The organism is Streptomyces sp. NPDC005963, assembly GCF_040638655.1.
Lineage (GTDB): Bacteria > Actinomycetota > Actinomycetes > Streptomycetales > Streptomycetaceae > Streptomyces.
Map to the genome: position 1 here is coordinate 95,078 of NZ_JBEXVD010000002.1, position 25,336 is coordinate 120,413.

Consider the following 25,336-nt stretch of genomic DNA (forward strand, 5'->3'; position numbering starts at 1 on the left):
CAGATGCCAAGTGCAGATATCGAGACCACGATGACCACCACCCCATCGACCGGAGGTCACCCGTGTTCCCGTCCTCGCACCCCGTCACCGCCCTCGCCGCGCCCCTCCCCGTGACCCTCGACCGGCGCGACGGCCCGTGGGGCGAGGTCGTGCTGCGGCAGCGCGGGGAGCACCACGAGATCATCGCCAACGGCTGCTTTCTGATGGACACATCCGACGGGCGCTCCGAACGGCTGCTCATCGACGCAGCCGCCGAGGCCCTGGCCGGGCAGCACGAGCCCGCGTTGCTCATCGGCGGGCTGGGGGTCGGCTTCTCGCTCGCCCGGGCCGCGGCCGATCCGCGATGGCGACATATCGCCGTCGTCGAGCGCGAGGAAGCGATCGTCGACTGGCATCTGTCCGGACCGCTCGCCCGTATCTCCGCCCCCGCACTCGCCGACCCCCGCAGCGTGATCGTCCGCGCCGACCTCCTGGCGCACCTGCGCTCCACGAACGAGCGCTACGACGCCTTGTGTCTGGATATCGACAACGGCCCGGACTGGACCGTGACGGACGGCAACGAGGCCCTCTACACGCCGCGCGGCCTCGCCCTGTGCGGTCGGGTCCTCAGACCCGGGGGCGTACTCGCCGTATGGTCCGCGCAACCCTCGCCCGCCTTTGAACGAGCCCTACGGAAGGCCGGGTTCAGCGGGGTGCGGACCGAGGAGATCCCCGTGGCCCGAGGCGTGCCCGACGTGGTCCACCTCGCCATTCACCCTGCGTAGCCCCGAGCCCATGTATGCCCTTACGCTGCTGAGCTACACACCGGATCTACAACGAGCGTAAACCTCATGAGAGCGCTCACAGGGGCGGGCGATGGAACAGACGCAGACCACCCACAACGGCGCCAGCGCCACGCCGGCGGCCCAGCGCCGGGTGCTGGTCGTCGAGGACGACACCACGATCGTGGACGCCATCGCCGCCCGGCTCCGGGCCGAGGGATTCCTCGTCCAGACCGCTGCCGACGGCCCGGCGGCCGTCGACGCCGCGCAGGCGTGGCAGCCCGATCTGATGGTGCTCGACGTGATGCTGCCCGGCTTCGACGGGCTGGAGGTGTGCCGCCGGGTGCAGGCCCAGCGACCCGTCCCCGTCCTCATGCTCACCGCCCGTGACGACGAGACCGACATGCTCGTCGGCCTCGGAGTCGGAGCGGACGACTACATGACCAAGCCGTTCTCGATGCGGGAACTGGCTGCCCGGGTGCACGTGCTGCTGCGCCGGGTCGAGCGGGCGGCGCTCGCCGCCGTGACACCCCGCAGCGGAATCCTCCGTCTCGGGGAACTGGAGATCGACCACGCCCAGCGCCGCGTGCGGGTCCGCGGCGACGACGTCCATCTGACCCCCACCGAGTTCGACCTGCTGGTCTGCCTCGCGAACACCCCCCGCGCGGTCCTGTCCCGGGAGCAGTTGCTCGCCGAGGTCTGGGACTGGGCCGACGCCTCCGGCACCCGGACCGTGGACAGCCACATCAAGGCGCTGCGCCGCAAGATCGGCGCCGAACGCATCCGCACCGTCCACGGGGTCGGGTACGCCCTGGAGACGCCCGCTCCATGAGGCGCCACCCCCGGCCGGGGCCGTCCGAGCGGCGCACCGTCTCCATCTCGATCAAGACCAAGTTGGGGATGCTGGTCGTCGTATCGGTCTTCATCACCACGGGACTGGTCCTGGTCGCCCTGCGCACGTCGACGGAGTTGCGCTTCATCACCGTCTTCTCCGTGATAGCGACCCTGTTGATCACGCAGTTCGTGGCGCACGGGCTCACCGCGCCGCTGGACGACATGAACCGGGTGGCGAAGGGCATATCGCACGGCGACTTCACCCGTCGGGTGCGGGGAGCCGACCGCCGCGACGAACTCGGCGATCTGGCGTCCACGATCAATCGCATGGCCGACGACCTGGAGGCCGTCGACCGGCACCGCAAGGAACTGGTCGCCAATGTCTCCCACGAACTGCGCACCCCCATCGCAGCGCTGCGGGCGGTCCTGGAGAACGTGGTCGACGGGGTGTCCGCGGCGGACCCCGAGACCATGCGGACCGCGCTGAAGCAGACCGAGCGGCTGGGGCGGCTGGTGGAGACCCTGCTGGACCTCTCCCGGCTCGACAACGGAGTCCTTCCGCTGCGGGCGACCCGGTTCGAGGTGTGGCCCTATCTGTCGGGGGTGCTGAAGGAGTCCAATCTGGCCGCGGCCCGCCGCGGTCTGGCCTCGGGGTCCGGGCACCACACCCGTACGGATGTGCATCTGCACCTCGACGTCTGGCCGCCGGAGCTCACCGCACACGCGGACGCGGAGCGGCTCCACCAGGTCGTCGCCAATCTGATCGACAACGCCGTGAAGCACTCGCCCCCGCACGGGCGGGTGACGGTGCGGGCCCGCCGTGGCGCACAACCGGAATCGTTGGAGCTGGAAGTGGTCGACGAGGGACCGGGCATCCCCGAGCAGGAGCGGCACCGGGTCTTCGAACGCTTCAACCGGGGCAAAGTGGCCGCTCCGCACGGCAAGGGGAGCGACGGCGGCACCGGGCTCGGTCTGGCCATCGCCCGCTGGGCCGTGGACCTCCACGGCGGGCGGATCGGGGTGGCCGAATCAGCCAGGGGGTGTCGGATCCTGGTCACCCTTCCCGGGATTCCGCAACCCCGCGGTTGACGCTTTGACATAGGGTCTCTTCCGTACGGGACGGTTGTCCGCCCCCCGGGGACGCCGAGGTCAGAGAGGGCGGCCCCGGTCTGAAAGGCCGCGGTGCGCCGCGGGGGCCGCTCACGGGGGAGCGATAGCCGCACCGACGGCAAAACGCGCTTGTTTCCCGCCATTCTCGGCCCCGAAACCCGTCTTTCGGTGTGACTTGCGCGACGATGCCCCATCCAGCCTGCACCTCCCGCCCCTAGGGGCGTAGCCTTGATTCCCGCTGTCCACCACCTTGTGAAGCGGAAGAGGGCGGTTGCCGCCGTGTCGTCTCAGTCCCCCAGTAATTCCAGCTCCCCCGACCTTCGGCCGGGCGGTGCCCCCACGACCGACCAAAGCGCGCAGGGCATTGATCCCTCCGCCGCTTTCGGTGCCAATGAGTGGCTCGTCGACGAGATCTACCAGCAGTACCTCCAGGATCCGAATTCGGTAGACCGTGCCTGGTGGGACTTCTTCGCCGACTACAAGCCCGGCGCCGAGAACACGGCTGCGACCGCGAGCCCGTCCCCGGAGGCCGCGGCTGAGCCCGCTGCGGCACCGGTGACACCGGCTCCCGCCGCACCCGCCGCCGTGGCGCCCGCCAACGGCGCGGCGCAGCCGGGTCGCCCGGTCGCGCAGGCCGCGACGTCGGCGGCCCCCGCGGCACCCGCGCCTGTCACCCAGCAGGCCGCGCCGCCGCAGCAGGCTCCCGCACCCGCGGCTGCTCCGGCAAAGCCCGCCGCTGCTGCTGCACCCAAGCAGGAGGCGCCCGCAGCCAAGGCGGCGCCGCCGGCCGAGTCGGCGGGCGGCCCCGAGTTCGTGACGCTGCGCGGTCCGTCCGCCGCGGTGGCGAAGAACATGAACGCCTCGCTGGAGGTGCCCACGGCCACGTCCGTGCGCGCCGTCCCGGTGAAGCTGCTCTTCGACAACCGCATCGTCATCAACAACCACCTCAAGCGCGCCCGGGGCGGGAAGGTCTCCTTCACCCACCTCATCGGGTACGCGATGGTCCGGGCCCTCAAGGCCATGCCGTCGATGAACTACTCCTTCGCCCAGAAGGACGGCAAGCCGACGCTGGTCAAGCCGGAGCACGTCAACTTCGGCCTCGCCATCGACCTGGTGAAGCCGAACGGTGACCGCCAGCTGGTCGTCGCCGCCATCAAGAAGGCGGAGACGCTCAACTTCTTCGAGTTCTGGCAGGCGTACGAGGACATCGTTCGCCGCGCCCGCGGCAACAAGCTGACGATGGACGACTTCACCGGGGTCACGGTCTCCCTGACCAACCCCGGCGGCCTCGGCACCGTCCACTCCGTGCCGCGTCTGATGCCCAACCAGTCGGTCATCATGGGCGTCGGCTCGATGGACTACCCGGCCGAGTTCCAGGGCACCTCGCAGGACACCCTGAACAAGCTGGGCATCTCCAAGGTCATGACCCTGACCTCCACCTATGACCACCGGGTGATCCAGGGTGCGGCCTCCGGCGAGTTCCTGCGGGTCGTGGCGAACTTCCTCCTCGGCGAGGACGGCTTCTACGACGACATCTTCGAGGCGCTGCGCATCCCGTACGAGCCGGTCCGCTGGCTCAAGGACATCGACGCCTCGCACGACGACGACGTCACCAAGGCCGCACGGGTCTTCGAGCTGATCCACTCCTACCGGGTCCGCGGCCATGTGATGGCCGACACCGACCCGCTGGAGTACCGCCAGCGCAAGCACCCCGACCTGGACATCACCGAGCACGGCCTCACGCTCTGGGACCTGGAGCGCGAGTTCGCGGTCGGCGGGTTCGCCGGCAAGTCGCTGCTGAAGCTGCGCGAGGTGCTGGGCGTCCTGCGCGACTCGTACTGTCGCACCACCGGCATCGAGTTCATGCACATCCAGGACCCGAAGCAGCGCAAGTGGATCCAGGACCGGGTGGAGCGCCCGCACTCCAAGCCGGAGCGCGAGGAGCAGTTGCGCATCCTGCGCCGGCTGAACGCCGCTGAGGCGTTCGAGACGTTCCTCCAGACCAAGTACGTGGGTCAGAAGCGCTTCTCGCTGGAGGGCGGCGAGTCCGTCATTCCGCTGTTGGACGCGGTCATCGACTCGGCCGCCGAGTCGCGGCTCGACGAGGTCGTCATCGGCATGGCCCACCGCGGCCGGCTGAACGTGCTGGCGAACATCGTCGGCAAGTCGTACGCGCAGATCTTCCGCGAGTTCGAGGGCAACCTCGACCCGAAGTCGATGCACGGCTCCGGCGACGTCAAGTACCACCTGGGCGCCGAGGGCACCTTCACCGGTCTGGACGGCGAGCAGATCAAGGTCTCGCTGGTCGCCAACCCCTCCCACCTGGAGGCGGTCGACCCGGTGCTTGAGGGTGTCGCCCGCGCCAAGCAGGACGTCATCAACAAGGGCGGCACGGACTTCACCGTCCTGCCGGTCGCCCTCCACGGTGACGCGGCCTTCGCCGGACAGGGCGTGGTCGCCGAGACGCTGAACATGTCGCAGCTGCGCGGTTACCGCACGGGCGGCACGGTCCACGTCGTCATCAACAACCAGGTGGGCTTCACCGCAGCTCCGGAGTCCTCCCGCTCCTCGATGTACGCCACCGACGTGGCGCGCATGATCGAGGCGCCGATCTTCCATGTGAACGGTGACGACCCCGAGGCGTGCGTGCGGGTGGCGCGGCTCGCGTTCGAGTTCCGCCAGACGTTCAACAAGGACGTCGTGATCGACCTCATCTGCTACCGCCGTCGCGGTCACAACGAGGGCGACAACCCGCAGTTCACCAACCCGCAGATGGTCGCCCTGATCGACAAGAAGCGCTCGGTGCGCAAGCTCTACACCGAGTCCCTGATCGGTCGCGGCGACATCACGCTGGAAGAGGCGGAGCAGGCGCTCCAGGACTTCCAGGGCCAGTTGGAGAAGGTGTTCGCGGAGGTCCGCGAGGCGACCAGCCACCCGGCCCCGGCGCTCGTCCCGGACGCGCAGGCGGAGTTCCCGGTGGCGGTCACGACCGCGATCTCCCAGGAGGTCGTCAAGCGGATCGCCGAGTCCCAGGTCAACATCCCCGACAACATCACCGTCCACCCGCGGCTGCTGCCGCAGCTCCAGCGGCGGGCGTCCTCCGTGGAGGACGGCACGATCGACTGGGGCATGGGCGAGACGCTGGCCATCGGCTCGCTGCTGATGGAGGGCACCCCGGTCCGGCTGTCCGGCCAGGACACGCGTCGCGGCACCTTCGGCCAGCGGCACGCGGTGCTCGTCGACCAGGTGACGAACGAGGACTACACCCCGCTGCTCTACCTCACCGACGAGCAGGCCCGTTACAACGTCTACGACTCGCTGCTGAGCGAGTACGCGGCGATGGGCTTCGAGTACGGTTACTCGCTCGCCCGTCCGGACGCACTGGTGATGTGGGAGGCGCAGTTCGGCGACTTCGTCAACGGCGCCCAGACCGTGGTCGACGAGTTCATCTCGTCGGCCGAGCAGAAGTGGGGCCAGACCTCCGGCGTCACCCTGCTGCTGCCGCACGGTTACGAGGGCCAGGGGCCGGACCACAGCTCCGCCCGCCCGGAGCGGTTCCTCCAGATGTGTGCGCAGAACAACATGACGGTCGCGATGCCGACGCTCCCGTCGAACTACTTCCACCTGCTGCGCTGGCAGGTCCACAACCCGCACCACAAGCCGCTCATCGTCTTCACGCCGAAGTCGATGCTGCGCCTGAAGGCGGCGGCGTCGAAGGTGGACGAGTTCCTGACCGGCGGCTTCCGTCCGGTGATCGGCGACGCCTCGGTGGACCCGACGGCCGTGCGCAAGGTGGTCTTCACCTCCGGCAAGGTCTACTACGACCTGGACGCCGAGCGGATCAAGCGCGGCATCACGGACACGGCGATCATCCGTCTGGAGCGGCTGTACCCGCTGCCGGGCGCGGAGCTCCAGGCCGAGATCGCCAAGTTCCCGAACGCCGAGAAGTACCTGTGGGCGCAGGAGGAGCCGGCGAACCAGGGTGCGTGGCCGTTCATCGCGCTGAATCTGATCGACCACCTCGACCTGGCCGTCGGTGCGGACATTCCGCACGGCGAGCGGCTGCGGCGGATCTCGCGTCCGCACGGCTCGTCGCCGGCGGTGGGTTCCGCCAAGCGTCACCAGGCGGAGCAGCAGCAGTTGGTGAACGAGGTCTTCGACGCCTGATCCGATTCCGGTGAGGGCCGAGGGGTCCGTTCCGCGCGCAGGCGCGGGGCGGGCCCCTCGCTCGTGCCCGGGCCGCTCCCTCGTGCCCGGGCCGCGCCTGTGGGCCTCGCGCTCACCCCGTCGCGGCTTCCAGTCGGGCGACCTCCCTGCGGAGCAGTCCGGTCCCGGTCTTGACGCCCGCCGCGGACAGCAGTGCCAACACCGCCCGGTGCTCGTCGAGCGCCCGCTCGGGACCTCCGGTGCGCTCCAGTCGTCCCGCGCGGGCCCAGTGGGTCATCACGGCCGTCTCCAGCAGCCCGGTGGGCCCCCGCTGGGCCCGGTGGCAGTAGTCCACGGCCAACTGGAGTCGGGCGGCGGATCCAGCGTGCCGGGCGAGCAGCGCCGAGCACAGGGCCCGGTACCACCAGGCGTACGCGGCGAGTTCCGGGTCGTCGACGGTACGGGCGGCTGCGCCGAGCGCCCAGTCGGCCAACTGGAGGTCGGCGGGCTTGCCGTCGGCGCGGAACCGTTCGATGTACGCCTGCCCCAGGAGGGCGCGCCGCCGCGGGAGTTCCGGGTCGGCCGGCCCGGTGGCCTCGATCGCGGCCCGCAGGGCCCGTACCGCGGCGTGGACGTCGGTGGCGGTGTCCTTGTCGACGCCGCGTTCCGTCAGCTGTCGTCCGAGGGAGGTGAGGACGGCGGCCCGGTTCGGATCACGCCGGGCGAGGAGGGGCAGGGCCTCGGTCCAGGCGGCGACGGCCGAGTCGCGGTGGGCCCAACTGCCGGTGGACAGGTAGCGCTGCTCCAGCAGCCTGGCCATGCGCAGCAGGATGCCCGCCCGGGACCTCTCGTCCTGGCCGACCGAGCGACGGGCCTGGTCGAGGGCTTGGAGGATGCGCAGTCTGGCGTCGTCGTCGAGGAGGTCGGTGGCGAGTTCGATGGCGTCGGCGTAGTCCAGCCAGGCCCGGCACAGTTCGCTCGGGTCGACGGCGTCCCAGTCCATGCCGTCGATGCCGGCGTGGAGGTCCTCCCCGGCCCGTTCGGCGTACTCGCGGGCGGTCGTCGGATCCACGGCCGCGGGTCGTACGGGCCCTTCGCCGCGGTGGTGGCGGGCGAGGTCGAGGAAGAGTCCGCCGCGCAGCAGCAATGCGGATTCGCGTCGCTCGGACGGCTGGGTCCCGGGGTCGCCGTCGGGATAGGTCTCCTCGGTGTTGGCGGCCCGGTCGAGGAGCCGTTGGACGACGCCGACGGCGATCCGCAGGGTGGCGGTGAACCACTCGCCCGCGGATGCCTGGGGCTGTCGGGCCGGTCGCGGGCGGTCGTCGCCGCGGTGTCGGGGCGGGGGCGTCCGGTCTGGGGGGTCCTGGACCTCGGTCGGTGCGGGGGGTCGCAGGCCGTGTGGTGCGCCGAGGGCCGCGAGGCGCCGCAGGACCCGGATGCGCGTGGTCGCCGCGGTGACCGCGATGTCCTCGTACCGGCGGTCGTACTGCTCGGGCGGCACGGTCAACTCGGCGAGGCTGCTGTCGGCGGCGGAGAGCAGTACGGCGGCAGCCGACTCCCTGCGTCGGACGGGTTCGTCGGTCGCCCCGGACTGGACCCAGACCCAGTCGGGGACGAGTTTGGTGTCAAGGCGTCCCGTCGCGACCTCCTCCGCCATGGTGTGCAGGACGCGGGCGAGGGTGAGGTGCGCTCGCGGCGGGCCGTCGGAGATGGCGTTCTGTGCGGCGTCCAGGGCGGCGGTGAGGTCTTCGGGCAGTGGCCTGACCAGCCAGCGCCGGAGGAGGGCCTCGCCGAGTTCTTCGAAGAGTGCGGCCCGTTCAGTGGTGCGTCGCTCCTCCTGGGTGGCGGAGCCGAGCAGTCGGATCGCGGTGTCCAGATCGCGTACGGTGCCGTGCTCGCCGAAGTGGGTGTAGGCGGCACGGGCCTTGGCGACCAGGGCGGCCGGTCCGCTGTGGGTCAGGCTGTCGGGGACCGTCGAGGGCGGCGGGGTGCCGAGGCGGCGCAGGACCTGGGTGGAGACCTGGGCGAAGGCCCAGAGCCCCGGGCCGTCCTGGTCGGCGAGGTGGGACAGGGCCGCCGGGTCGACCGGGGTGGGTGCGGGGACCGCGCCGGTGAGGAAGGCCGCGGCCAGGGCGGGGAAGTTGCGTACGGTCCGCCCGTAGCGCGCTTCGATGTAGTCGGAGCTGTGTTTGAGGACCAGGGCCGCACTGCTGGCGCCGAGTTGGCCGAGGAGTTCGTCCCGTACGCCGTCGAGGAAGGCGTACGCGGGGCCGCCCTCGGCCTCGGTCGGGCCGCTGTCGTCCCGCCGGAGCAGCCCGCTGAGGAGCACTTCGGCGAGGACGTCGGGGCCGCTGCGCACCAGCATGGCGCGTTGGACGAGTTGCATCACCGGCAGCATCAGGGGGACGGCGGCCAGGTAGACGGCGAGTTGGGCGGCGGCCGGTGAGGCGTTCTTGCGGAAGGCGCGTACGCGTTCGGCGGGTTCGAGGTCGACCGTCGTGCGGGGGCGCTCCACGGCCGGTGGGTGGCGCCGCAGGACCATGGCTGCGGCTGCGGGCAGGGTCTGCCCGGTGGCTCCGGTGACGAGCCGGGTCCACGCCTCGAAGGAGGAGCGGCGCGGGGCGAGCACGGGGATGGGGATGCCGCCGGCGGGTGGGACCGTGGCCCGGCCGGTGCCCCGGACGGTGAACTCCATCCGTCCCGCGGGTCCCTCGCGCCGCCGCAGCACTCCGGGGCGGGCCGGGAGGTGGGTGCGGGCCCACATCCGCTGGGGCAGTGGCTGGACGACGGCGACCGGCGCGTTCGCCGCCCAGGTGTGGAGGAGTTGTTGGAGCCGTCCGCTGCGCCACATCGGTCCGACGCAGTCGCTGAGCACCAGGGTGAGCCGGCGGCCCGAGGGGTCGCCGAGGTCGGTGGGCAGGGGGGTGTGCGGGTCGATGCGGTGGACGACGATGTCCCGGAAGGCGCCGGCGCGTTCGCAGATCTGTCGGAGTTCCTCGAACGCGCCGCGCCACACCACCGAGGAGCTGGAGTCGTCCATGACGAGGGCGAGGTGTGCTTCGCGTCGGCGGCGGGCGGCGAACACGGGGACGACGAGCCCGGTGTCGGCGGCGCGTTCGGCGGTGGCGGTCTCATCGAGCGCACGGCGTTCGGGGCGGGTGGGCGGCCGGTAGCGCTGGAGGGCGCGCAGCGAGCGTTCGAGGGCCAGCGGGTTGGGGAGGACGGCGGGGTGCGGGACCGGGATCCGACGTCGTGGCTCGCCCGTCGGGGTGACGGGGGTGCCCTCGATGGGTGCGGGGCCGTAGAGGCTGGTGGTACGGGTGGGCGCTGGCGGGGCGGCGGTGCGTCCCCGTGAGCGGAGGTGTTCGTCCGCGTTGTGGACGTCCGTCGGCGGACGCGCCTCGGGTTCGGTCGGCGGCGGCCGGTCACCCGGGCGGTCGACGGGGGTGACGGCGGGAGGTGGCCGGAGTCCTGCGGCGGGGGTGTGGCCGGCGAGCCACAGTGCGTCGGCGAGCTCCTTCGCGGTGGGGGCGAGGTCGGCCGCGCGCAGCCGGGCGGTCAGAGCGGTCAGGAGGGTGTGGAGGGTGTCCGGCGGCAACCGGTCGGGCGGGGTCGCCGCCGGGGTGCCGCGGGGGTGCGGGGCCTGCGCGGGGTCCTCGGGCCTTCGCGGTGAGCCCATGGCGTCACCCCTGCCTGGTGTCGAGGGGCCGCATCAGGAGGTCGGCGATCTCCTCGCGGCGTCCGGGCTCGGTGCGCACCGTGTGCTGGGTGAGGTAGATGGCGTTCAGCAACTGGTCGGTGGGGCGCAGTTCGCCGTCGCCGTCCTCGCTGGTGAAGTGACCGATCAGATCGAGGTTGCGTTCGTCGGAGCCGGTCCCGAAGTGCGCCTGCACCATGGCGGCCAGTCGCTCGTCGCGCGGCGGGTCAAGGTGGAGTCGGATGCAGCGGCGCAGCAGGGGTGCGGGGAAGTCGCGTTCTCCGTTGCTGGTCATCACCACCAGGGGGAAGGCGTGGCAGCGCACCCGTCCGTCGTGCACGGGGACGCGGCGGCCGTCGTCGGTGAGGACGCGGATCTCGTCGTGGCCGGGGCGGTCAGCGATCCGTTCCAGTTCGGGCAGGGCGAATTCGCCTTCCTCCACCACGTTGAGCAGGTCGTTCGGGAGGTCGATGTCGCTCTTGTCGAGTTCGTCGATGAGCAGGACGCGGGGCCGGGTGGCGGGGAGGAGGGCGGTGCCGAGCGAGCCGAGCCTGATGTAGCGGCCGATGTCGTCGCTGTGGGAGGGGTTGCCGCGTTCGGCGAGTTGGGCGTCGTGGAGTCGGCCGATGGCGTCGTAGGTGTACAGGCCGTCGGTGAGTTCGGTGCGGCTGACGATGGGCCACTGGAGGACGCGGCCGAGGCCGAGTTCGTACGCGATGGAGTGGGCGAGGGTGGACTTCCCGGAGCCGGGTTCACCGGTGACCAGGAGGGGGCGGCGCAGATAGAGCGCAGCGTTGATCAGTTGGAGCGCTTCGGCGTCCTGGGCGGGTGGTGTCTCGATGCGGTTGCCGAGCCGTCGGAGCGAGGAGGCTTCGATGGGCGGTGCGGCGTCAGGCAGCGGCTCGCCGCAGAAGGCGCGCCAGGGCGGGGGCGGGGGGAGCGACAGGATGCGCTCGGGGTCGGGGGCTCCCGTGCCCCGGTAGATCAGCCAGTCGTCCATCGCTCGCTCCTTAACGGCGGCCCGGGGCCGTGGCGGGCAACGCGGAATACGTACCCAGTGCCCCGCCGTCCCATGACTGGTCCCGGCGGCGAGGGGGTGGTGGCGGGTGGCGGTCGGTCGGGGGGGTCAGCAATCGGTCGGGGGTCGGTCGGGGGTCGGTCGTCGCGGGTGCGGTGCCGGTCAGGGCGAGTCCAGCGGGTCGCCGTCGTCGGTGGGCAGTGGACGGCCGGGATCGTCGTAGAGCATGGCGGCCCCTTCCGCCCAGTGCCTGCTGTTCCGCGATCCGCTGATGTCATCCCTGATGCGTCGTAGGCGGTCGGGCAGTTCCCGTGCGTCTGCGGCCTGTCCCAGCAGGAGTGCGGCGCCGTCGTGGAAGCGGTCGCAGGTCTCGGTGCAGCCGTACTCGGGGTGTCCGTCGGTGTGCCAGAGGGCGATGCCGTACCCGGCGGCGAGCGCCAGGCCGATGGCCCGTCGTCCCACGCCGCTGCCCGCGGGTCGACACAGGACGGGTACGGCTGACGGTGCCAGGGCGTCGAAGTGCCGGGCCCTGGGCACCTGTCGTACGGGAGGCGTGCGGTGGGCCGTCGGTGCGCCGGCGTGCTCCAGTGCTTCCCAGCGCTGTCGCCAGCGCTCGTCCGGGTTCCCCCTTCGGGAGATGTCGCGCAGCACCACCATCCGCCGCACTCCGACATGGGCCGGGTGGTGCAGCCGGGCCATTTCGGTGAGTTGCCAGCGGTGTACGGCGGTGTCGAAGCGGTCCGCGGGGAGTGCGACCTCCAGGGGCGCGGGCGCGCCGGGTGCGTCGACGGCGGCGAAGACCTCGGCGAGGGGGGTGCGCAGCCGTTGGATCAGGCGCTCGGGCGGTACGCCGTCGCCGTGCTGCTCCTCGTGGAGCGGTTCATCGACGCCGTGGCCGTCGTCGACCCGGATGCGCCAGTAGAAACGGGGAGTGCGGGCGTCGATGACGGGGTCGAGTTCGACGACGACGACGGCCCGGCCGTCCCCGACGCAGGGGTAGCGGACGACGGCGGGCCGCTGCCCGAAGGAGGCGGGGCCCTGGAGGAGTGCCGGCGGCAGGGTGGCCTGGGTGACGACGGTGTGCACGATGCGGGGCACCTCCTGGAGCCGCAGCGCCACCCAGCGGACCAGGGCCGTCGGGTCGCCGCCGCGCAGCCGCTCGTACTCGGCGACCAGTTGGAGGTAGTGGAGCGCGGCGATGGCGGCGACCGGCTGGCCGGCCTCGTACAGCAGGCCGTGCCCGTCCCGCCAGGTGTACGGGGGCAGTTGCCCGGGTGGTGGGGGGATCTCGCCGCGGGCCTTACGGGCCAGCGCGGCGACCGGTCTGATGCCGTCAGGGGCGGTCATGGCGGCGAGTTGGGAGAGGGCTTCGCGTCGGTCCCGGGGGCTCCACTGGTCGCCGCCGCTGTGGATGCCGGAGCCGGGGAGTTGGTGTTGGCGTTCGATCCAGTTGTGTCCGGTGATCTTGGGGGACTGGCCGTGCCAGCGGTCGTGGTCGGCCATCAACTGGTGGTAGCGGGTGCCGAACCGGCGCAGGGCGGTGGCGGCGATGGCCGTTCCGCCGTCCTTGCCGATGCGCCGGGACTTCAGCAGGCCGACGACCGCTCCGGTGTGGGCGTCCAGGACGGGCGATCCGGAGCCGCCCTTGGGGAACTCCGCCTCGGGGCGGAACCGCAGGCCGTGGTCGTCGTCGAAGCCGTTGATCCGGACGGTCGCCTTCCAGCGCACGGCGCCGCGGGGAGCCCCTTCGGCGGTATCGGGGTGGTAGCCCTGGACGACACCGCGACCGCCGGGGTAGTCGGTGCGGTCGGTCAGCCACACGCACTCGTGTTCCACCGCCGCGTCCAGCAATCGCACCAGTGCCAGGTCCTGTTCGACGGGCACCCGCACCTCGGGCCTGGCGGGGCCGTCGAGGAGCCAGGCGTCCAGCCGGGCGGGCAGCGGATCGCCGCCGTTGACCTCGCTCCCCTCGATCCAGAAGATCCGGTCGGGGGCGCCCCGCAGATGGGGCGCGAGGACGTGGGCGCAGGTGAGGAGTCGGCCGGGGGCGACGAAGAACCCGGTGCCCCAGCAGGCGCCGCCGTGTTCGTCCGGTGCCCGCAGTTGGACGGTGGCGGCCCGGGCGAGGGCGTCGATGATGGGGTCGGCACCGGACTCGGAGGCGATCACGGGAGAGTGGGTGGACGTGGGGGGCTGATGGGGTGGGCGGGGGCGGGTGGGTGTCGGGGCGGAGCCGGCAGCGGATCGGGCTGCTGGGGCGGTGCGCCCGGCGGCTGCTGGGGCGGTCCGGGTGGGCCCGGCCCGTCCGCGGTGGTGGCAGTCGGGTCGGGAACGGCGTCCGGCCGTCCGGGGGCTCGTCCGGGGCGGCCCGGCGGCTGGTCCTGGAGGTACCAGGTCAAGGAGACCTGGACGGACGCCTTGCTCTCCCCCGTGGCGAGGACGGCGAGTGCCGCCCCGGACTTGGCGGTCAGTTCGATCCCGAAGGTGACGCTCGCCTCGTCGGGGCCCGCGGCGGCTGCCGCCTGGAGCACCGAGTCGCCGATGCCGGCTATCAACTCGCGTAGCTGCCGGACCCGGGCGACGGCGTGTTCCCCGACTCCCACGTCCTCCTCGTCTTCCCAGTAGCCCCCTCCGGGAGGGGAGAGCCGGGCGTGCACGACGGCTCCCCCGGGCAGTTCGATCTCTTGGATGCGTCCGTTCACGGTTCCCCGCTTCTCGGTGGCCGGCCGGTCGTCACGGGTCCGCCGGTCCGGCGGACCCGGCCGTCGACGATCGCCGTAGTCTGATGAGGTAGTCCCCCGTTAGCCCCAGGAGCATGTCTTGTACTTCACCGATCGCGGCATCGAGGAGCTGGAGAAGCGGCGCGGCCAGGAGGAGGTCACCTTCGAGTGGCTGGCCGAACAGTTGCGCACCTTCGTCGACCTCAACCCTGACTTCGAGGTGCCGGTGGAACGGCTGGCCACCTGGCTGGCCCGGCTGGACGACGAAGACGAAGACGACTAGGCAGACTAAGCAGAGTGGGCAGAGTGGGCCGACGAGAACGACTCGGCCGGCCACGACGCAGAACCAGGCGGGACGAGAACGCGTACAAAGACTGGTACGTGTAGGAGGTCCGGGGCCGGGACCGTGTGGGAGGACATGAGCGGGCGCGCCGGAACGCCCGCTCAGACGGTGGGATCGCGTCGTCGTTCGGCGCTCAGTCCCGCACAGCCGTGCAGGATCAGCACCGCCCCTGCGACCACCCAACCGGGACTGCGCCGCCGCAGGCCCCAGAGGGTGAGGGGCACCCCGGCACCCAGTTGCAGGGCTGCGATCGCCCGGACCGGCGAGCGCTCGTGCGAGGTGCCGAGCCAGTGGTCGAGACCGTCTTCGACGGCCTGGATCTCGGCTCGTACCGCACCGCGCCAGCCCACCCACTGGACGGTCTGCGCGCCGTGCGCCTGTGCGGTCGCCCGCAGCTGGCCGGCGGATTCTCCCGGGGCGAGCCCGGGCGGCAGTTCGAGTCCGGCCCGGGACAGTACGGCGATCAGCCCGAGCAGCCGGGAGCGGGCATCAGATTCGGGGTCCGGACGGGTGAGGGGTTCGAGCGACTGGACGTCCAGGACGGGATCGAGGCCGAGGCGGGCGGCGAAGGTCCGCATCGCCTCGTCCTCGCCGACGGCGGTGCCGTCCGCCAGCCATACGTACCCGACCTGACGGCGGAATCCGGAGGCCAGGGTCGCCCCCGCGCGCTCGCCGTCCCACCACAGGGCGACCACGGGCCCGCTGGTCCCGATGGCCATCGCGGAGGCCCAGCCGGCGAGGACCCTCTCCACGGACTCGCCGCTGTCCCGCCAGGGCCTTCCTTCCGGTACGAGAACGCTCCAGCCCTCACCGGCGGGGGCCAGCAGGAGCTGTTCGCGCAGCAGCTGCGCCGGGGGCCGGGTGGCGAGGGGGTCGGCCCGGCACAGCAGGAGTGCTCCGGTGGGTGTTGCGTTCATGCATCTCACGCTAGGCCAGTTCGCCCGCTTATGACCCGCTACGGCCCTCCACTGGCCCGATGGGCGAACCTTGACACCCGCCGTTCGCGATATATCGTATCTAGGGAAAGACGCGATATGTTGCGTCACGGCCGACGGGGAGGTCAGCGTCATGGCGGTGTCGACGTGGGAGGTCAAGGAGCCGCAGAAGCTCTCCTTCGACGGGCCCGTGACCGCGCTCAAGGTGCGGGTCGTCAACGGAACGGTCAATGTCGTGGGGACGGAAGGCGACTCGGCCCGGCTGGAGGTCACCCAACTCGACGGGCCCGCCCTGGTGGTGACCCAGGAGGGTTCCACCCTCACCGTCGCCTACGAGGACCTGCCCTGGACCAACTGGCTGAAGTGGCTCGACCGCAAGGGCTGGCACCGTGACGTGGTCGTCTCGCTCGCGGTGCCCCTCGACGCCAGCGTGGAGATCGGCGTGGTCGGCGCGGGCGCGGTGATCTCCGGTGTTCGCGGCGCGACATCCGTCCGCAGCGTCCACGGCGACGCCACCCTCGTCCGGCTCGCCGGCGACGTCCTGGCCGAGACCGTGTCGGGCAATCTGGAGACCCAGGGCGTCACGGGACGGCTGCGCTACCACTCGGTGTCCGGGCATCTGACCGTCATCGAGGGCGGAGCGGGCTCGCGGGTGAGGGCCGACACCGTCAGCGGGGACATGCTGGTGGACCTCGCCGCGCACGACGACGGCAGGGCGGTCCCGACCGACGTCAGTCTGACGACGGTCTCCGGCGAGGTGGCGATCCGGCTGCCGCACCCCGCCGATGCCGAGGTCGACGCCAACACGGCCAGCGGTTCAATCTCCAACGCCTTCGAGGACCTGCGGGTGAGCGGGCAGTGGGGCGCCAAGAAGATCACCGGCACCTTGGGGTCCGGAACGGGCAAGCTCAAGGCGACCACCATGTCAGGCTCCATCGCCCTGCTCCGCAGGCCGCCCGAGGCTTCCGAGGTCCCGGAGGACGAACCGCCCGCCGGGGGCGCGGACGACACCGACACCCCCCACCCCGGAAAGGTGCTCTGACATGCCTCCCGTCTTCGCGCACGGCCGACTGCGCCTGTACTTGCTGAAGCTCCTGGACGAATCACCCCGCCACGGGTACGAGGTGATCCGCCTGCTGGAAGAGCGCTTCCACGGCCTGTACGCGCCGTCCGCAGGAACGGTCTACCCCCGGCTCGCCAAACTGGAGGCGGAAGGGCTCGTCACCCACGCCACCGAGGGGGGCCGCAAGGTCTACTCGCTCACCGATGCGGGGCGCGCGGAACTCGCGGGCCGCAGTGGCGAACTGGCGGATCTGGAGTTGGAGATCCGGGAGTCCGTCTCCGAACTCGCCGCGGAGATCCGCGACGACGTGCGCGGCGCAGCGGGCAAGCTGCGCAGCGAGGTACGGGCGGCGACCTCCCGGGCGGGCACTTCGCCCAGCCAGGAGAAGGAGGAGTGGGCCAAGGTCACCCACGAGTGGCAGGAACAGGCGCGCCGCGCCCGTGAGGACGCCCAACGGGCCCGCCGGCAGGCCAAGGAAGCCCACGAGAAGGCGCGGAGCGATGTGCAGCGCATCGCCAAGCAGGTCCAGGACCAGGTTCAGGACCACTTCGCCCGCGGGGACTGGCCGACGGGTCTGCGGGAGGGGCTGTCGGAGCTGACGTCGCAGCTCAGCGGTTTGGCGAGGAACGCAGGGATGCCCCCGTCACCGGAGGACTCCCCGGCGCCCCCGCCGCCCGCCCCACCGGCGGCCCCGTCTCCCCCGACACCTCCCCGGCCGGATTCGGCGGACGAGGAGTGGCCCAGGGACATCCCGTCGACGGGTGACCCGGCAAGAGACCTGGACCGGTTGCTGGACCGGTTCCGCGACGACATCCGCGACGCGGCCAGGGACCACGGCGTGACCGAGGCGGAGTTGGTCGCCGCCCGCCGGCACTTGTCCACGGCCGCCGCCCACATCGTGGCCGCGCTCGTCCGGAGGAAGTAGGCCACCGCGGGCCCGTCTCTCGGTGGTACCGCCCAGGGCGGTCGTGCGAGCGGGCCCCGGGGTTCCCGGGGCCCGCTGTGGAACGCGCCCCACATCCGCCCCGAGATCCACCGTTCTCACCCGGCGTGACGGTGGCAGGAGCACACTACGGCCCGTCCGGCGTCGTCAGGCACCCCCGCGGCCGACGCGTCGTTGTGGCTGCGTGGCGATGTGGCTGCGCACTGCTGTCGCGGCGTGGCGTCAGCAGTTCACCGTACGGTCGTAGTTCCCGAGGACTCCGCGGTAGATGTACAGCGTGCTCGCACCGCGCGCCAATGTGTAACAGCGGCTGTCCGAAGCCAGGGAGACAACGACCTTCACCGAACGGGTGCCGGAGCAGTTGTTGGTGAGCAGGACGTCGAACCCGTTGGTCGTCTCCGTGACCATGCGGCCGATGCAGGACGGGGCCGTGGTCGCCGCCGCCGCGGGCGCCGCCGAGAGCGCCAGGGAACCGACGAGGGTCACCGCGGTCACCGCGGCCTGTGCAGCCTTCCGGGACATTCGCATCACGTACTCCTTGCCAAGAGGTTGTTCACAACAGCCCGAAGGTTAGGCTGCCGTGCGCACAACGTGCGCACGACGTGTGCACAACTCGACGTCGGACGGCCCGCGTTGTGGGCCCCACTCTCGCGACATGGTTGGTGACGGTGCGCTTCGCTCTCCTCGGCCCCCTGGAGGTCACTCTCCATGGCCAACGCATCGCCCTGGGCTCCATCAAGCAGCGCCTGCTGCTGGCCACCCTGCTCAGCCGCCCCTCGGAGACGGTGCCGACCGGTGTGCTGGTGGCCGCCCTGTGGGGCGAGGACCCACCGGCGTCCGCCGCCGCCAACCTGCGGACCTATGCACGGGGGTTGCGCGGCGCCCTGGGCGGCGACGGCTCCTGGACCGGCATGCCGCACACCCGGGGCGGCTATCTGCTCCGCGTCCCACCGGGCGGGACGGACGTGGAGCGCTTCGACGAGGCCGCCTTCCGGGGCCGCCGTGCCCTGGCGGCCGACGATCCCGCCCTGGCCTGCGAGGAGTTGTCCCGGGCGCTCGCCGTGTGGCGCGGCCGGGTCCTCGAAGGGCTCTCGCTGCCGGAGGTCCTGGAGCCCTGGGCCACCGGTCTGGAGGAACGCCGCTGCCACACCGAAGAGGACTACGCCCAGGCGCTGCTCGCGGAGGGCGACCTCTCCCAGGCGGTGCTGCGGATGCGGAGACTGGTGGCCTCCCATCCATTGCGACAGCGGGCCTGGGGCCATCTGATGCTCGGCCTGTACCGGGTGGGCGATGTGGGGGGAGCCCTGGAGGCGTACCGCAAGGTGCGCGACGCCCTGGTCAGGGAGACCGGTCTGGAACCCGGCCCGGAGTTGACGCGCCTGCACGGGGACATCCTCAAGCAGCGATCGACCACGGCCGCCGGCGACTCCCCGCCACCGCCGCCCCGACCCCGGCAACTCCCCCTCATCACACCCGATTTCGTCGGCAGGGATGAGGCCGTCGCCGTGCTCGACTCCGGCCTCCGCCCCACGGACGACCAGGCTGCCCGAGCGGCGGGGGTGGTGATCACAGCCATCTCCGGGATGGCCGGCGTCGGCAAGACGACGCTCGCGCTCCACTGGGCCCACCGGGTCGCCGACCGGTTCCCCGACGGACAACTCCACGTGGACCTGCGGGGGTACGACGAGAGCGGGGTGGTGTCCGCAGCCGACGCCCTCCAGGGGTTCGTCCAGGCGCTGGGCGTACCGCAGGCCCGGATACCGTCCGGTACACAGGCCCGTGCGGGTCTGTTCCGCAGCCTCCTGGCCTCCCGGCGGATGCTGCTGGTGCTGGACAACGCCCGGGACTCCGCCCACGTCCGGCCGCTGCTCCCCGGCGCCGGCAGCAGCGTGGTGGTCGTCACCAGCCGGGACCGGCTCCAGGGTCTGGTGACGTCCGAGGGTGCACGGTCGCTGACCCTCGACGTGCTGAGCGCACAGGAGTCGGCCCGGATGCTGGCCCGCCGGTTGGGCCCGCGGGTGGAGGCCGAACCGGACGCCGCCGCCGACATCGTGGCCCTGACCGGGCGGCTGCCCCTCGCCCTCGCCGTCGTCGCCGCACGGGTGGCGAACCACCCGTCGTTCCCCCTGCACTCCTTCGCGGCCGAACTCCGCCCCACCGGAGCCCTGCTGGACGTACTGGAGGACGGCGATGCCCAGCGGGTCCTGTCCTGGTCCTATCTGGCCCTCTCCGAAGAGGCTGCCCGGCTGTTCCGGCTGCTCGGGCTGCACCCGGGACCTGATCTGACCCTTGACGCCGCAGCTGCGCTGGCCGGTGCCCCGGTGCACTCCGTCAGGCCCCTCCTGCGGGAGTTGACCCGGCTACACCTGCTGACCGAACACCTCCCCAGCCGCTATCTGTTCCACGATCTGTTGCGGACGTACGCCGCCGCGCTTGTCCTGTCCACCGAGCCGTCCTCCGGTGTGTTCCAGGCCCGGGAGCGGTTCTACGACCACTGTCTGCACCGCGCACACGCCGCCGCCGTGCTCGTGCAGCCGCAGTGGCCGGCCGTCGTGCCCGTACCACCGCTGCCGTCGAACAGCGGCGACTGCGCCCGGGACGCCGAGGCCGCGCTCGTGTGGTTCGCCGACGAGCGCCAGGTGCTGCTGCGAACGGTCGCGCAGGCCGCGGCGTGCGGCTTCGAAACGTACAGTTGGCAGCTCGCCTGGGCCCTCACCGCCTATCTGGCGCCCCTCGGCCTCTGGCAGGACCAGCGCACGGTCCAGGAGACCGCGGTGGCCGCCGCCGAGCGCTCCGGCGACGAGGTGGGCGAGGCCATGGCCTGTCGACTGCTCGCCCGGGCCGATGCCAGGCTCGGCGCCCTCGACTCCGCCGAACGGCTCCTGCGCAGGGCCCTGGAACTGTACGAGCGGCTGGACGAGCGGACCGGGCAGGCCCAGACCCTGCACAACTACGTCGAGCTGTGTTACATGAGCGGTCGGCTGGCGGAGGCGCTGGAACACGGGCGCGAGGCGCTGCGTCTGCACGGGCTCTCCGGCAACCGGGACGGCGAGGCCCGCACCCTCAATGCGATGGGCTGGCTCCACGCCGCTGCGGGCGACTACCCGGCCGCCATCGACCACTGCACCCGCGCGTTGGAGCGACAACGGCAGGCAGGCGATCGCAACGGGCAGGCCGCCACCCTGGACAGCCTGGGGTTCGCCTACCACCACCTGGCCCAGTACGACCGGGCGGTGGACAGCTATGAGGAGGCGATCGGGCTGTTCCGGTCCTCGGCCGACCGCTACCACGAGGCCGAGACCCTGGTCAGGCTGGGCGACACCCTGATGGTGACGGGCCGTACGGCGGAGGCCGAGGAGGTCTGGGAGCGGGCCGCCGCGATGTTCGACGCACTGTGGGACCCGGAGGCCAACGCCGTACGGGAGCGCCTGGCCGGACTGCGCGAGGGCGGCCGGGGTGAGTGACCCACCGGGGGTGTCGCCAGTCGGGCCGCTCGTACGGTTCACGGCGACGCATCACGACGCCTCCCTCCACCACGCGAGGTCGGGTGCGGGCACCACCGGCGGTCAGGACGGCGTGAGCACGATCTTGCCGAACACCCCGCCCGACGCCATCCGCTCGAATCCCTCCCGGGCCCGGTCCAACGGCAGCACATCGTCGATGACCGGCCGCACGCCCTTCGCAGCACAGAAGTTGAGCAACGCCTGGAGTTCCTCCTTGGAACCCATCGTGGAGCCGACGACCTTCAACTCCAGGAAGAAGATGCGGGTCAACTCGGCATGTGCGGGACGGTCCCCACTGGTCGCCCCTGAGATCACCAGAGTGCCCCCGGGGCGCAGCGATTTGACCGAATGAGACCAGGTGGCGGCGCCGACGGTCTCGATCACCGCGTCCACGCGGTGCGGCAGCCGCGCCCCCGGCTCGAACGCCTCCTCAGCGCCGAGTTCCAGGGCCCTCAGCCGTTTGGACTCGTCCCGGCTGGTGGCGTACATCCGCAGGCCCGCGGCCTTGCCGAGGACGATGGCAGCGGTGGCGACCCCGCCGCCGGCGCCCTGCACGAGGACGGAGTCCCCGGGACGCACCCCGGCGTTGGTGAACAGCATCCGGTACGCGGTGAGCCAGGCCGTGGGCAGACAGGCCGCCTCCTCGAAGGAGAGCTCCTTCGGCTTGGGCAGCACGTTCCAGGTGGGTACGGAGACCCGCTCGGCGAACGTGCCCTGATAGCGCTCGGTGAGGATGGAACGGGGTTCGGCGGGGCCGACGCCGTGACCGCTCTGGCCGATGACGGAGTGGAGCACCACCTCACGGCCCTCGGGGTCGATCCCCGCGGCATCGCACCCCAGGACCATCGGCAGCCGCTCTTCGGGCAGACCAACACCGCGCAGCGACCAGAGGTCGTGGTGGTTGAGTGAAGCGGCTCTGACGGTGATCGTGGTCCAGCCGGGCCGGTCCTGCGGAGCCGGGACGTCACCCAGCTCCAGCCCGTCGAGGGGGCGGTCGGGGTCGATACGAGCGGCGTAGGCGGCGAACATGGCTCGACCCTAGGGCTGGGGTGCGGGCGGCGGAACCACGCGGGAGTGTGACACGTAACGCCTTCGCGATCACGGTGAGGTGGTGGTACATCCGTCCGGAGTAACCGGCAGGGGCTGGGGCGAGCAGAGGGCCCTGCGCCCGGGTGCCGGCAGCGGTCGGACCGCTCCGCGTCCCGGATGGCCGCCGCCGTCCGAGGGACCACCGGCCGGCACACCGACCGCCGCGGCGGTTCCGAACAGCAGCCAGGGCCCCTCCCCCGCTTGATTTCCATGGGGGGTGGGGCCCTGAGGCGTCCTCGACGGGTCGGCGGGCTCCCGGTCCGGAGTGGGTGCGCCGGCCCGCAGGTCAGCGCCCGACCACTCGGGGGCGGGACGGCCCGCCCGGCGTCACCGTCGGGCCACGCCCTCCGCCCGGGCGGCAGCGGCCACAGCAGCCGTCACGGCCGGTGCGACGCGCTCGTCGAACGGCGAGGGGATCACGTAGTCGGCGGCCAGCGCGTCGCCCACGACGTCGGCGAGTGCCTGGGCCGCGGCGATCTTCATGCCCTCGGTGATCCGGGACGCCCGCACCTGGAGCGCGCCCGCGAAGATCCCGGGGAAGGCCAGCACGTTGTTGATCTGGTTCGGGAAGTCACTGCGTCCCGTCGCCACGACGGCCGCGTACCGGTGGGCCACGTCGGGGTGGATCTCGGGGTTCGGGTTGGCCATGGCGAAGACGAACGCGCCGGGCGCCATGGAGGCCACCGCTTCCTCGCGGATCGTGCCGCCGGAGACACCGATGAAGACATCGGCCCCGGCCAGGGCCGACTCCAGCGATCCGCTGAGTCCCGCCCGGTTGGTGATCTCGGCGAGCTCGCGCTTCACCGGGTTGAGGTCGTCGCGGTCCTTGCTGACGATCCCCTTGCGGTCGGCGACGGCGACATCGCCGAGACCGGCTTCCAGCAGGAACTTGGCGATGGCCACGCCCGCCGCGCCCGCGCCGGAGATGACCGCACGCAGTTCGCCGATGCCACGGCCGGTCAGCTTGGCCGCGTTGTTCAGCGCCGCAAGGGTCACCACGGCCGTGCCGTGCTGGTCGTCGTGGAAGACGGGGATGTCCAGCCGCTCCTGGAGCCGGCGCTCGATCTCGAAGCAGCGCGGCGCCGAGATGTCCTCCAGGTTGACCCCGCCGAAGGAGGGCGCGAGCCGGACCACGGTCTCGACGATCTCGTCGGTGTCCTTGGTGGCCAGCGCGATCGGCACGGCGTCGACGCCGCCGAACTGCTTGAAGAGGATCGCTTTGCCCTCCATCACCGGAAGGGACGCCTCGGGTCCGATGTCACCGAGGCCCAGCACCGCGGTCCCGTCCGTGACCACGGCGACGACCTGGGACTTCCAGGTGTAGTCATGGACCAGCTCGGGCTGCTCCGCGATGGCGGAGCACACTTTGGCGACGCCGGGGGTGTATGCGAGGGACAGGTCGTCCTTGTCCCGCACGGGAACGGTGGCCGAAATGGCCATCTTCCCGCCGCGGTGGAGCGCGAAAGCCGGATCGAAGGGCTCCTCAGGAGCACTCTCCGTCGTGCTGTCGCTATGGGGGTTGACGATCTCCGCTGCCATGGGTTGACCCCTTATTTCTTCATCAGTTGAGGGTTTCCACTCCTGGTTGAGGAGGGGCGGGCACCGTGTCCGTGCCCCACGTCGACGGTTGGCCCGCCGGGCAGGGTGAATACGCACACGCGGGCGCGCCGCACACGCGCCCTGAGCCCCGGATGAGGGGTGTAATCGTCCTTCATACCGGACGGAGGCCCCCGAAGACGAGTTCATATCCCGTTGGACGGCATGACTCATCGCCGAATATCACGACACGTCGAGCTTGTGCCGTATGTCCTTCCCGTGAACCGGCAGAAGCCGTAGATCTTCCGGCCAGAAGGCGGCCCTCCCGTCAATGATTCGGCCCCGGTGGCCCGATCGACGGGAGGTCGGGGGTGTCCCGTTATGCGATTTTGACATGCGCGGCCCCCTGATTGGGCTAGTCCGAATGGCAAGATGCCGAAAACACACAAGGTCGGGACACTCGACGGTGAGTACCTGACCTGGATACGAACAAGAAATGGCAGCTTTCTGACACGCCGGAGGACCCCGCTCATGACCGCAAGCATCACGCGCACGACGACCACCCCGAAGACCCGGAAGACCCTCAACTCCCGGTTCATCGCGGTAGGCGTTGTCGCGGTCGCCGGCTCCATGCTGCTGACCGCGTGCGGCGACCAGACCGACGGCGGCAGCAAGAAGACGACCGAGAGCACCGGTTCCAGCTCACAGGGCGGAGCGCCGCTGCACGATCTGCTGCCCAAGGCGATCCAGGACCAGGGCAAGGTCAAGGTCGGATCCGACATCGCCTACCCGCCGGTCGAGTTCAAGGACGACGCCGGCAAGACCGTGGGCATCGACCCCGACATCGCCGCAGCCCTCGGCAAGCAGCTCGGAGTCGACTTCGAGTTCGAGAACGGCACCTTCGACACCTTGATCACGGGCCTGCGCTCCAAGCGGTACGACATCGCCATGTCGGCCATGACCGACACCAAGGACCGCCAGGACGGTGTCGACTCCGAGACCAAGAAGAAGGTCGGCGAGGGCGTCGACTTCGTCGACTACTTCACCGCCGGGGTCTCGATCTACACCAAGAAGGGCGACGACAAGGGCATCAAGTCCTGGGCCGACCTGTGCGGCAAGAAGATCGCCGTCCAGCGCGGCACGGTCTCCGAGGACCTCGCCAAGGCCGAGAGCGCCAAGTGCGGCGCCAAGGGCAAGATCACCATCGAGGCGTTCGACAACGACCTGGAGGCCCAGACCCGGCTGCGCGCCGGTGGCGCCGACGCCGGTTCGTCCGACTTCCCGGTGGCCGCCTACGCCGTGAAGACCTCGGGCGGCGGCAACGACTTCCAGATCGTGGGCGAGCAGGTGGAGGCCGCCCCGTACGGCATCGCCATCGCCAAGGGCAACGACCAGCTGCGCGACGCCGTCCAGAAGGCGCTGGAGGCGATCATCAAGAACGGCGAGTACCAGAAGATCGTCGACAAGTGGGGCGTCGCCGCCGGTGCGGTGACCGAGGCCAAGGTCAACGGTGGTACCTGACCCCAACGGGTAGGAATCCCCGGCCGGACCGACCCCCGGCCGGGGTTTCACCGGGCCCGTCACCGGGCGGTTCAGCACGACGCAGGCCAACGCGAGTAGACACCTGCGAGCGCCGTG

General features: G+C 71.4%; 17 protein-coding genes. 9 read left to right on the forward strand and 8 right to left on the reverse strand.

The genetic code is table 11. The features are described 5' to 3' along the window. The first annotated feature begins 62 nt into the window (after positions 1-62). From ABZ348_RS03655 to ABZ348_RS03670, 4 genes are all read left to right on the forward strand, one after another. Positions 63-764, forward strand: a complete 702-nt coding sequence (locus ABZ348_RS03655) for a spermidine synthase (protein ID WP_358928951.1) — start codon at positions 63-65, stop codon at positions 762-764. Between the two features lie 91 nt (positions 765-855). Continuing rightward, a complete protein-coding gene (locus tag ABZ348_RS03660) occupies positions 856-1,593 on the forward strand; it encodes a response regulator transcription factor (protein WP_358928953.1) in 738 nt (245 codons plus the stop codon). Next, complete coding sequence (locus tag ABZ348_RS03665; RefSeq protein WP_358928955.1) at positions 1,590-2,684, forward strand: ATP-binding protein; 1,095 nt, start codon at positions 1,590-1,592, stop codon at positions 2,682-2,684. Before ABZ348_RS03660 ends, ABZ348_RS03665 begins: the two co-directional genes overlap by 4 nt. Positions 2,685-2,984: 300 nt before the next feature. Then, on the forward strand, positions 2,985-6,872 hold the full coding sequence (locus ABZ348_RS03670) for a multifunctional oxoglutarate decarboxylase/oxoglutarate dehydrogenase thiamine pyrophosphate-binding subunit/dihydrolipoyllysine-residue succinyltransferase subunit (protein ID WP_358928957.1): 3,888 nt from the start codon (positions 2,985-2,987) through the stop codon (positions 6,870-6,872). 112 nt (positions 6,873-6,984) lie between these two features. On the opposite strand, the gene ABZ348_RS03675 is transcribed toward ABZ348_RS03670, so the two are convergent. The 4 genes from ABZ348_RS03675 to ABZ348_RS03690 form a co-directional block, all read right to left on the reverse strand. Beyond that, positions 6,985-10,530: an SAV_2336 N-terminal domain-related protein gene (locus ABZ348_RS03675; RefSeq protein WP_358928959.1), complete on the reverse strand. Its 3,546-nt coding sequence runs from the start codon at positions 10,528-10,530 to the stop codon at positions 6,985-6,987. Positions 10,531-10,534: 4 nt separating this feature from the next. After that, on the reverse strand, positions 10,535-11,548 hold the full coding sequence (locus tag ABZ348_RS03680) for a MoxR family ATPase (RefSeq protein WP_358928961.1): 1,014 nt from the start codon (positions 11,546-11,548) through the stop codon (positions 10,535-10,537). Positions 11,549-11,728: 180 nt separating this feature from the next. Beyond that, a complete protein-coding gene (locus ABZ348_RS03685; RefSeq protein ID WP_358928963.1) occupies positions 11,729-13,735 on the reverse strand; it encodes a trypsin-like peptidase domain-containing protein in 2,007 nt (668 codons plus the stop codon). Continuing rightward, complete coding sequence (locus tag ABZ348_RS03690) at positions 13,732-14,268, reverse strand: CU044_2847 family protein (protein ID WP_358928965.1); 537 nt, start codon at positions 14,266-14,268, stop codon at positions 13,732-13,734. The genes ABZ348_RS03685 and ABZ348_RS03690 overlap by 4 nt, the downstream gene beginning before the upstream one ends. 118 nt (positions 14,269-14,386) lie before the next feature. Here ABZ348_RS03690 and ABZ348_RS03695 point away from each other — a divergent pair, with 118 nt between their 5' ends. Beyond that, on the forward strand, positions 14,387-14,569 hold the full coding sequence (locus ABZ348_RS03695) for a DUF6104 family protein (RefSeq protein WP_358928967.1): 183 nt from the start codon (positions 14,387-14,389) through the stop codon (positions 14,567-14,569). Positions 14,570-14,730: 161 nt separating this feature from the next. On the opposite strand, the gene ABZ348_RS03700 is transcribed toward ABZ348_RS03695, so the two are convergent. Beyond that, positions 14,731-15,546: a hypothetical protein gene (locus ABZ348_RS03700; protein ID WP_358928969.1), complete on the reverse strand. Its 816-nt coding sequence runs from the start codon at positions 15,544-15,546 to the stop codon at positions 14,731-14,733. A gap of 151 nt (positions 15,547-15,697) precedes the next feature. On the opposite strand from ABZ348_RS03700, the gene ABZ348_RS03705 reads away from it, so the two are divergent. Together ABZ348_RS03705 and ABZ348_RS03710 are read left to right on the forward strand one after the other, a co-directional pair. Beyond that, complete coding sequence (locus tag ABZ348_RS03705) at positions 15,698-16,606, forward strand: DUF4097 family beta strand repeat-containing protein (protein WP_358928971.1); 909 nt, start codon at positions 15,698-15,700, stop codon at positions 16,604-16,606. Position 16,607: 1 nt separating this feature from the next. Then, positions 16,608-17,552 (forward strand): PadR family transcriptional regulator, encoded by a 945-nt coding sequence (locus ABZ348_RS03710; protein ID WP_358928973.1) that lies wholly within the window; start codon positions 16,608-16,610, stop codon positions 17,550-17,552. A gap of 240 nt (positions 17,553-17,792) precedes the next feature. Here ABZ348_RS03710 and ABZ348_RS03715 read toward each other — a convergent pair whose 3' ends face one another. Then, complete coding sequence (locus ABZ348_RS03715; RefSeq protein WP_358928975.1) at positions 17,793-18,098, reverse strand: beta-Ig-H3/fasciclin; 306 nt, start codon at positions 18,096-18,098, stop codon at positions 17,793-17,795. 140 nt (positions 18,099-18,238) lie between these two features. Between ABZ348_RS03715 and ABZ348_RS03720 the strand changes: the two genes are divergently transcribed. Next, positions 18,239-21,034, forward strand: coding sequence for a BTAD domain-containing putative transcriptional regulator (locus tag ABZ348_RS03720; RefSeq protein ID WP_358928977.1), 2,796 nt, complete (start codon positions 18,239-18,241; stop codon positions 21,032-21,034). Between the two features lie 102 nt (positions 21,035-21,136). On the opposite strand, the gene ABZ348_RS03725 is transcribed toward ABZ348_RS03720, so the two are convergent. Further along, a complete protein-coding gene (locus ABZ348_RS03725) occupies positions 21,137-22,102 on the reverse strand; it encodes a zinc-binding dehydrogenase (RefSeq protein WP_358928979.1) in 966 nt (321 codons plus the stop codon). A 387-nt stretch (positions 22,103-22,489) separates the two neighbouring features. Continuing rightward, positions 22,490-23,701 (reverse strand): NADP-dependent malic enzyme, encoded by a 1,212-nt coding sequence (locus ABZ348_RS03730; RefSeq protein WP_358928981.1) that lies wholly within the window; start codon positions 23,699-23,701, stop codon positions 22,490-22,492. Between the two features lie 528 nt (positions 23,702-24,229). Between ABZ348_RS03730 and ABZ348_RS03735 the strand changes: the two genes are divergently transcribed. Beyond that, positions 24,230-25,219 carry an ABC transporter substrate-binding protein gene (locus tag ABZ348_RS03735; protein WP_358928983.1) on the forward strand — a complete coding sequence of 330 codons (990 nt, stop codon included), beginning with the start codon at positions 24,230-24,232 and terminating at the stop codon, positions 25,217-25,219. The last annotated feature ends 117 nt before the right edge of the window (positions 25,220-25,336 follow it).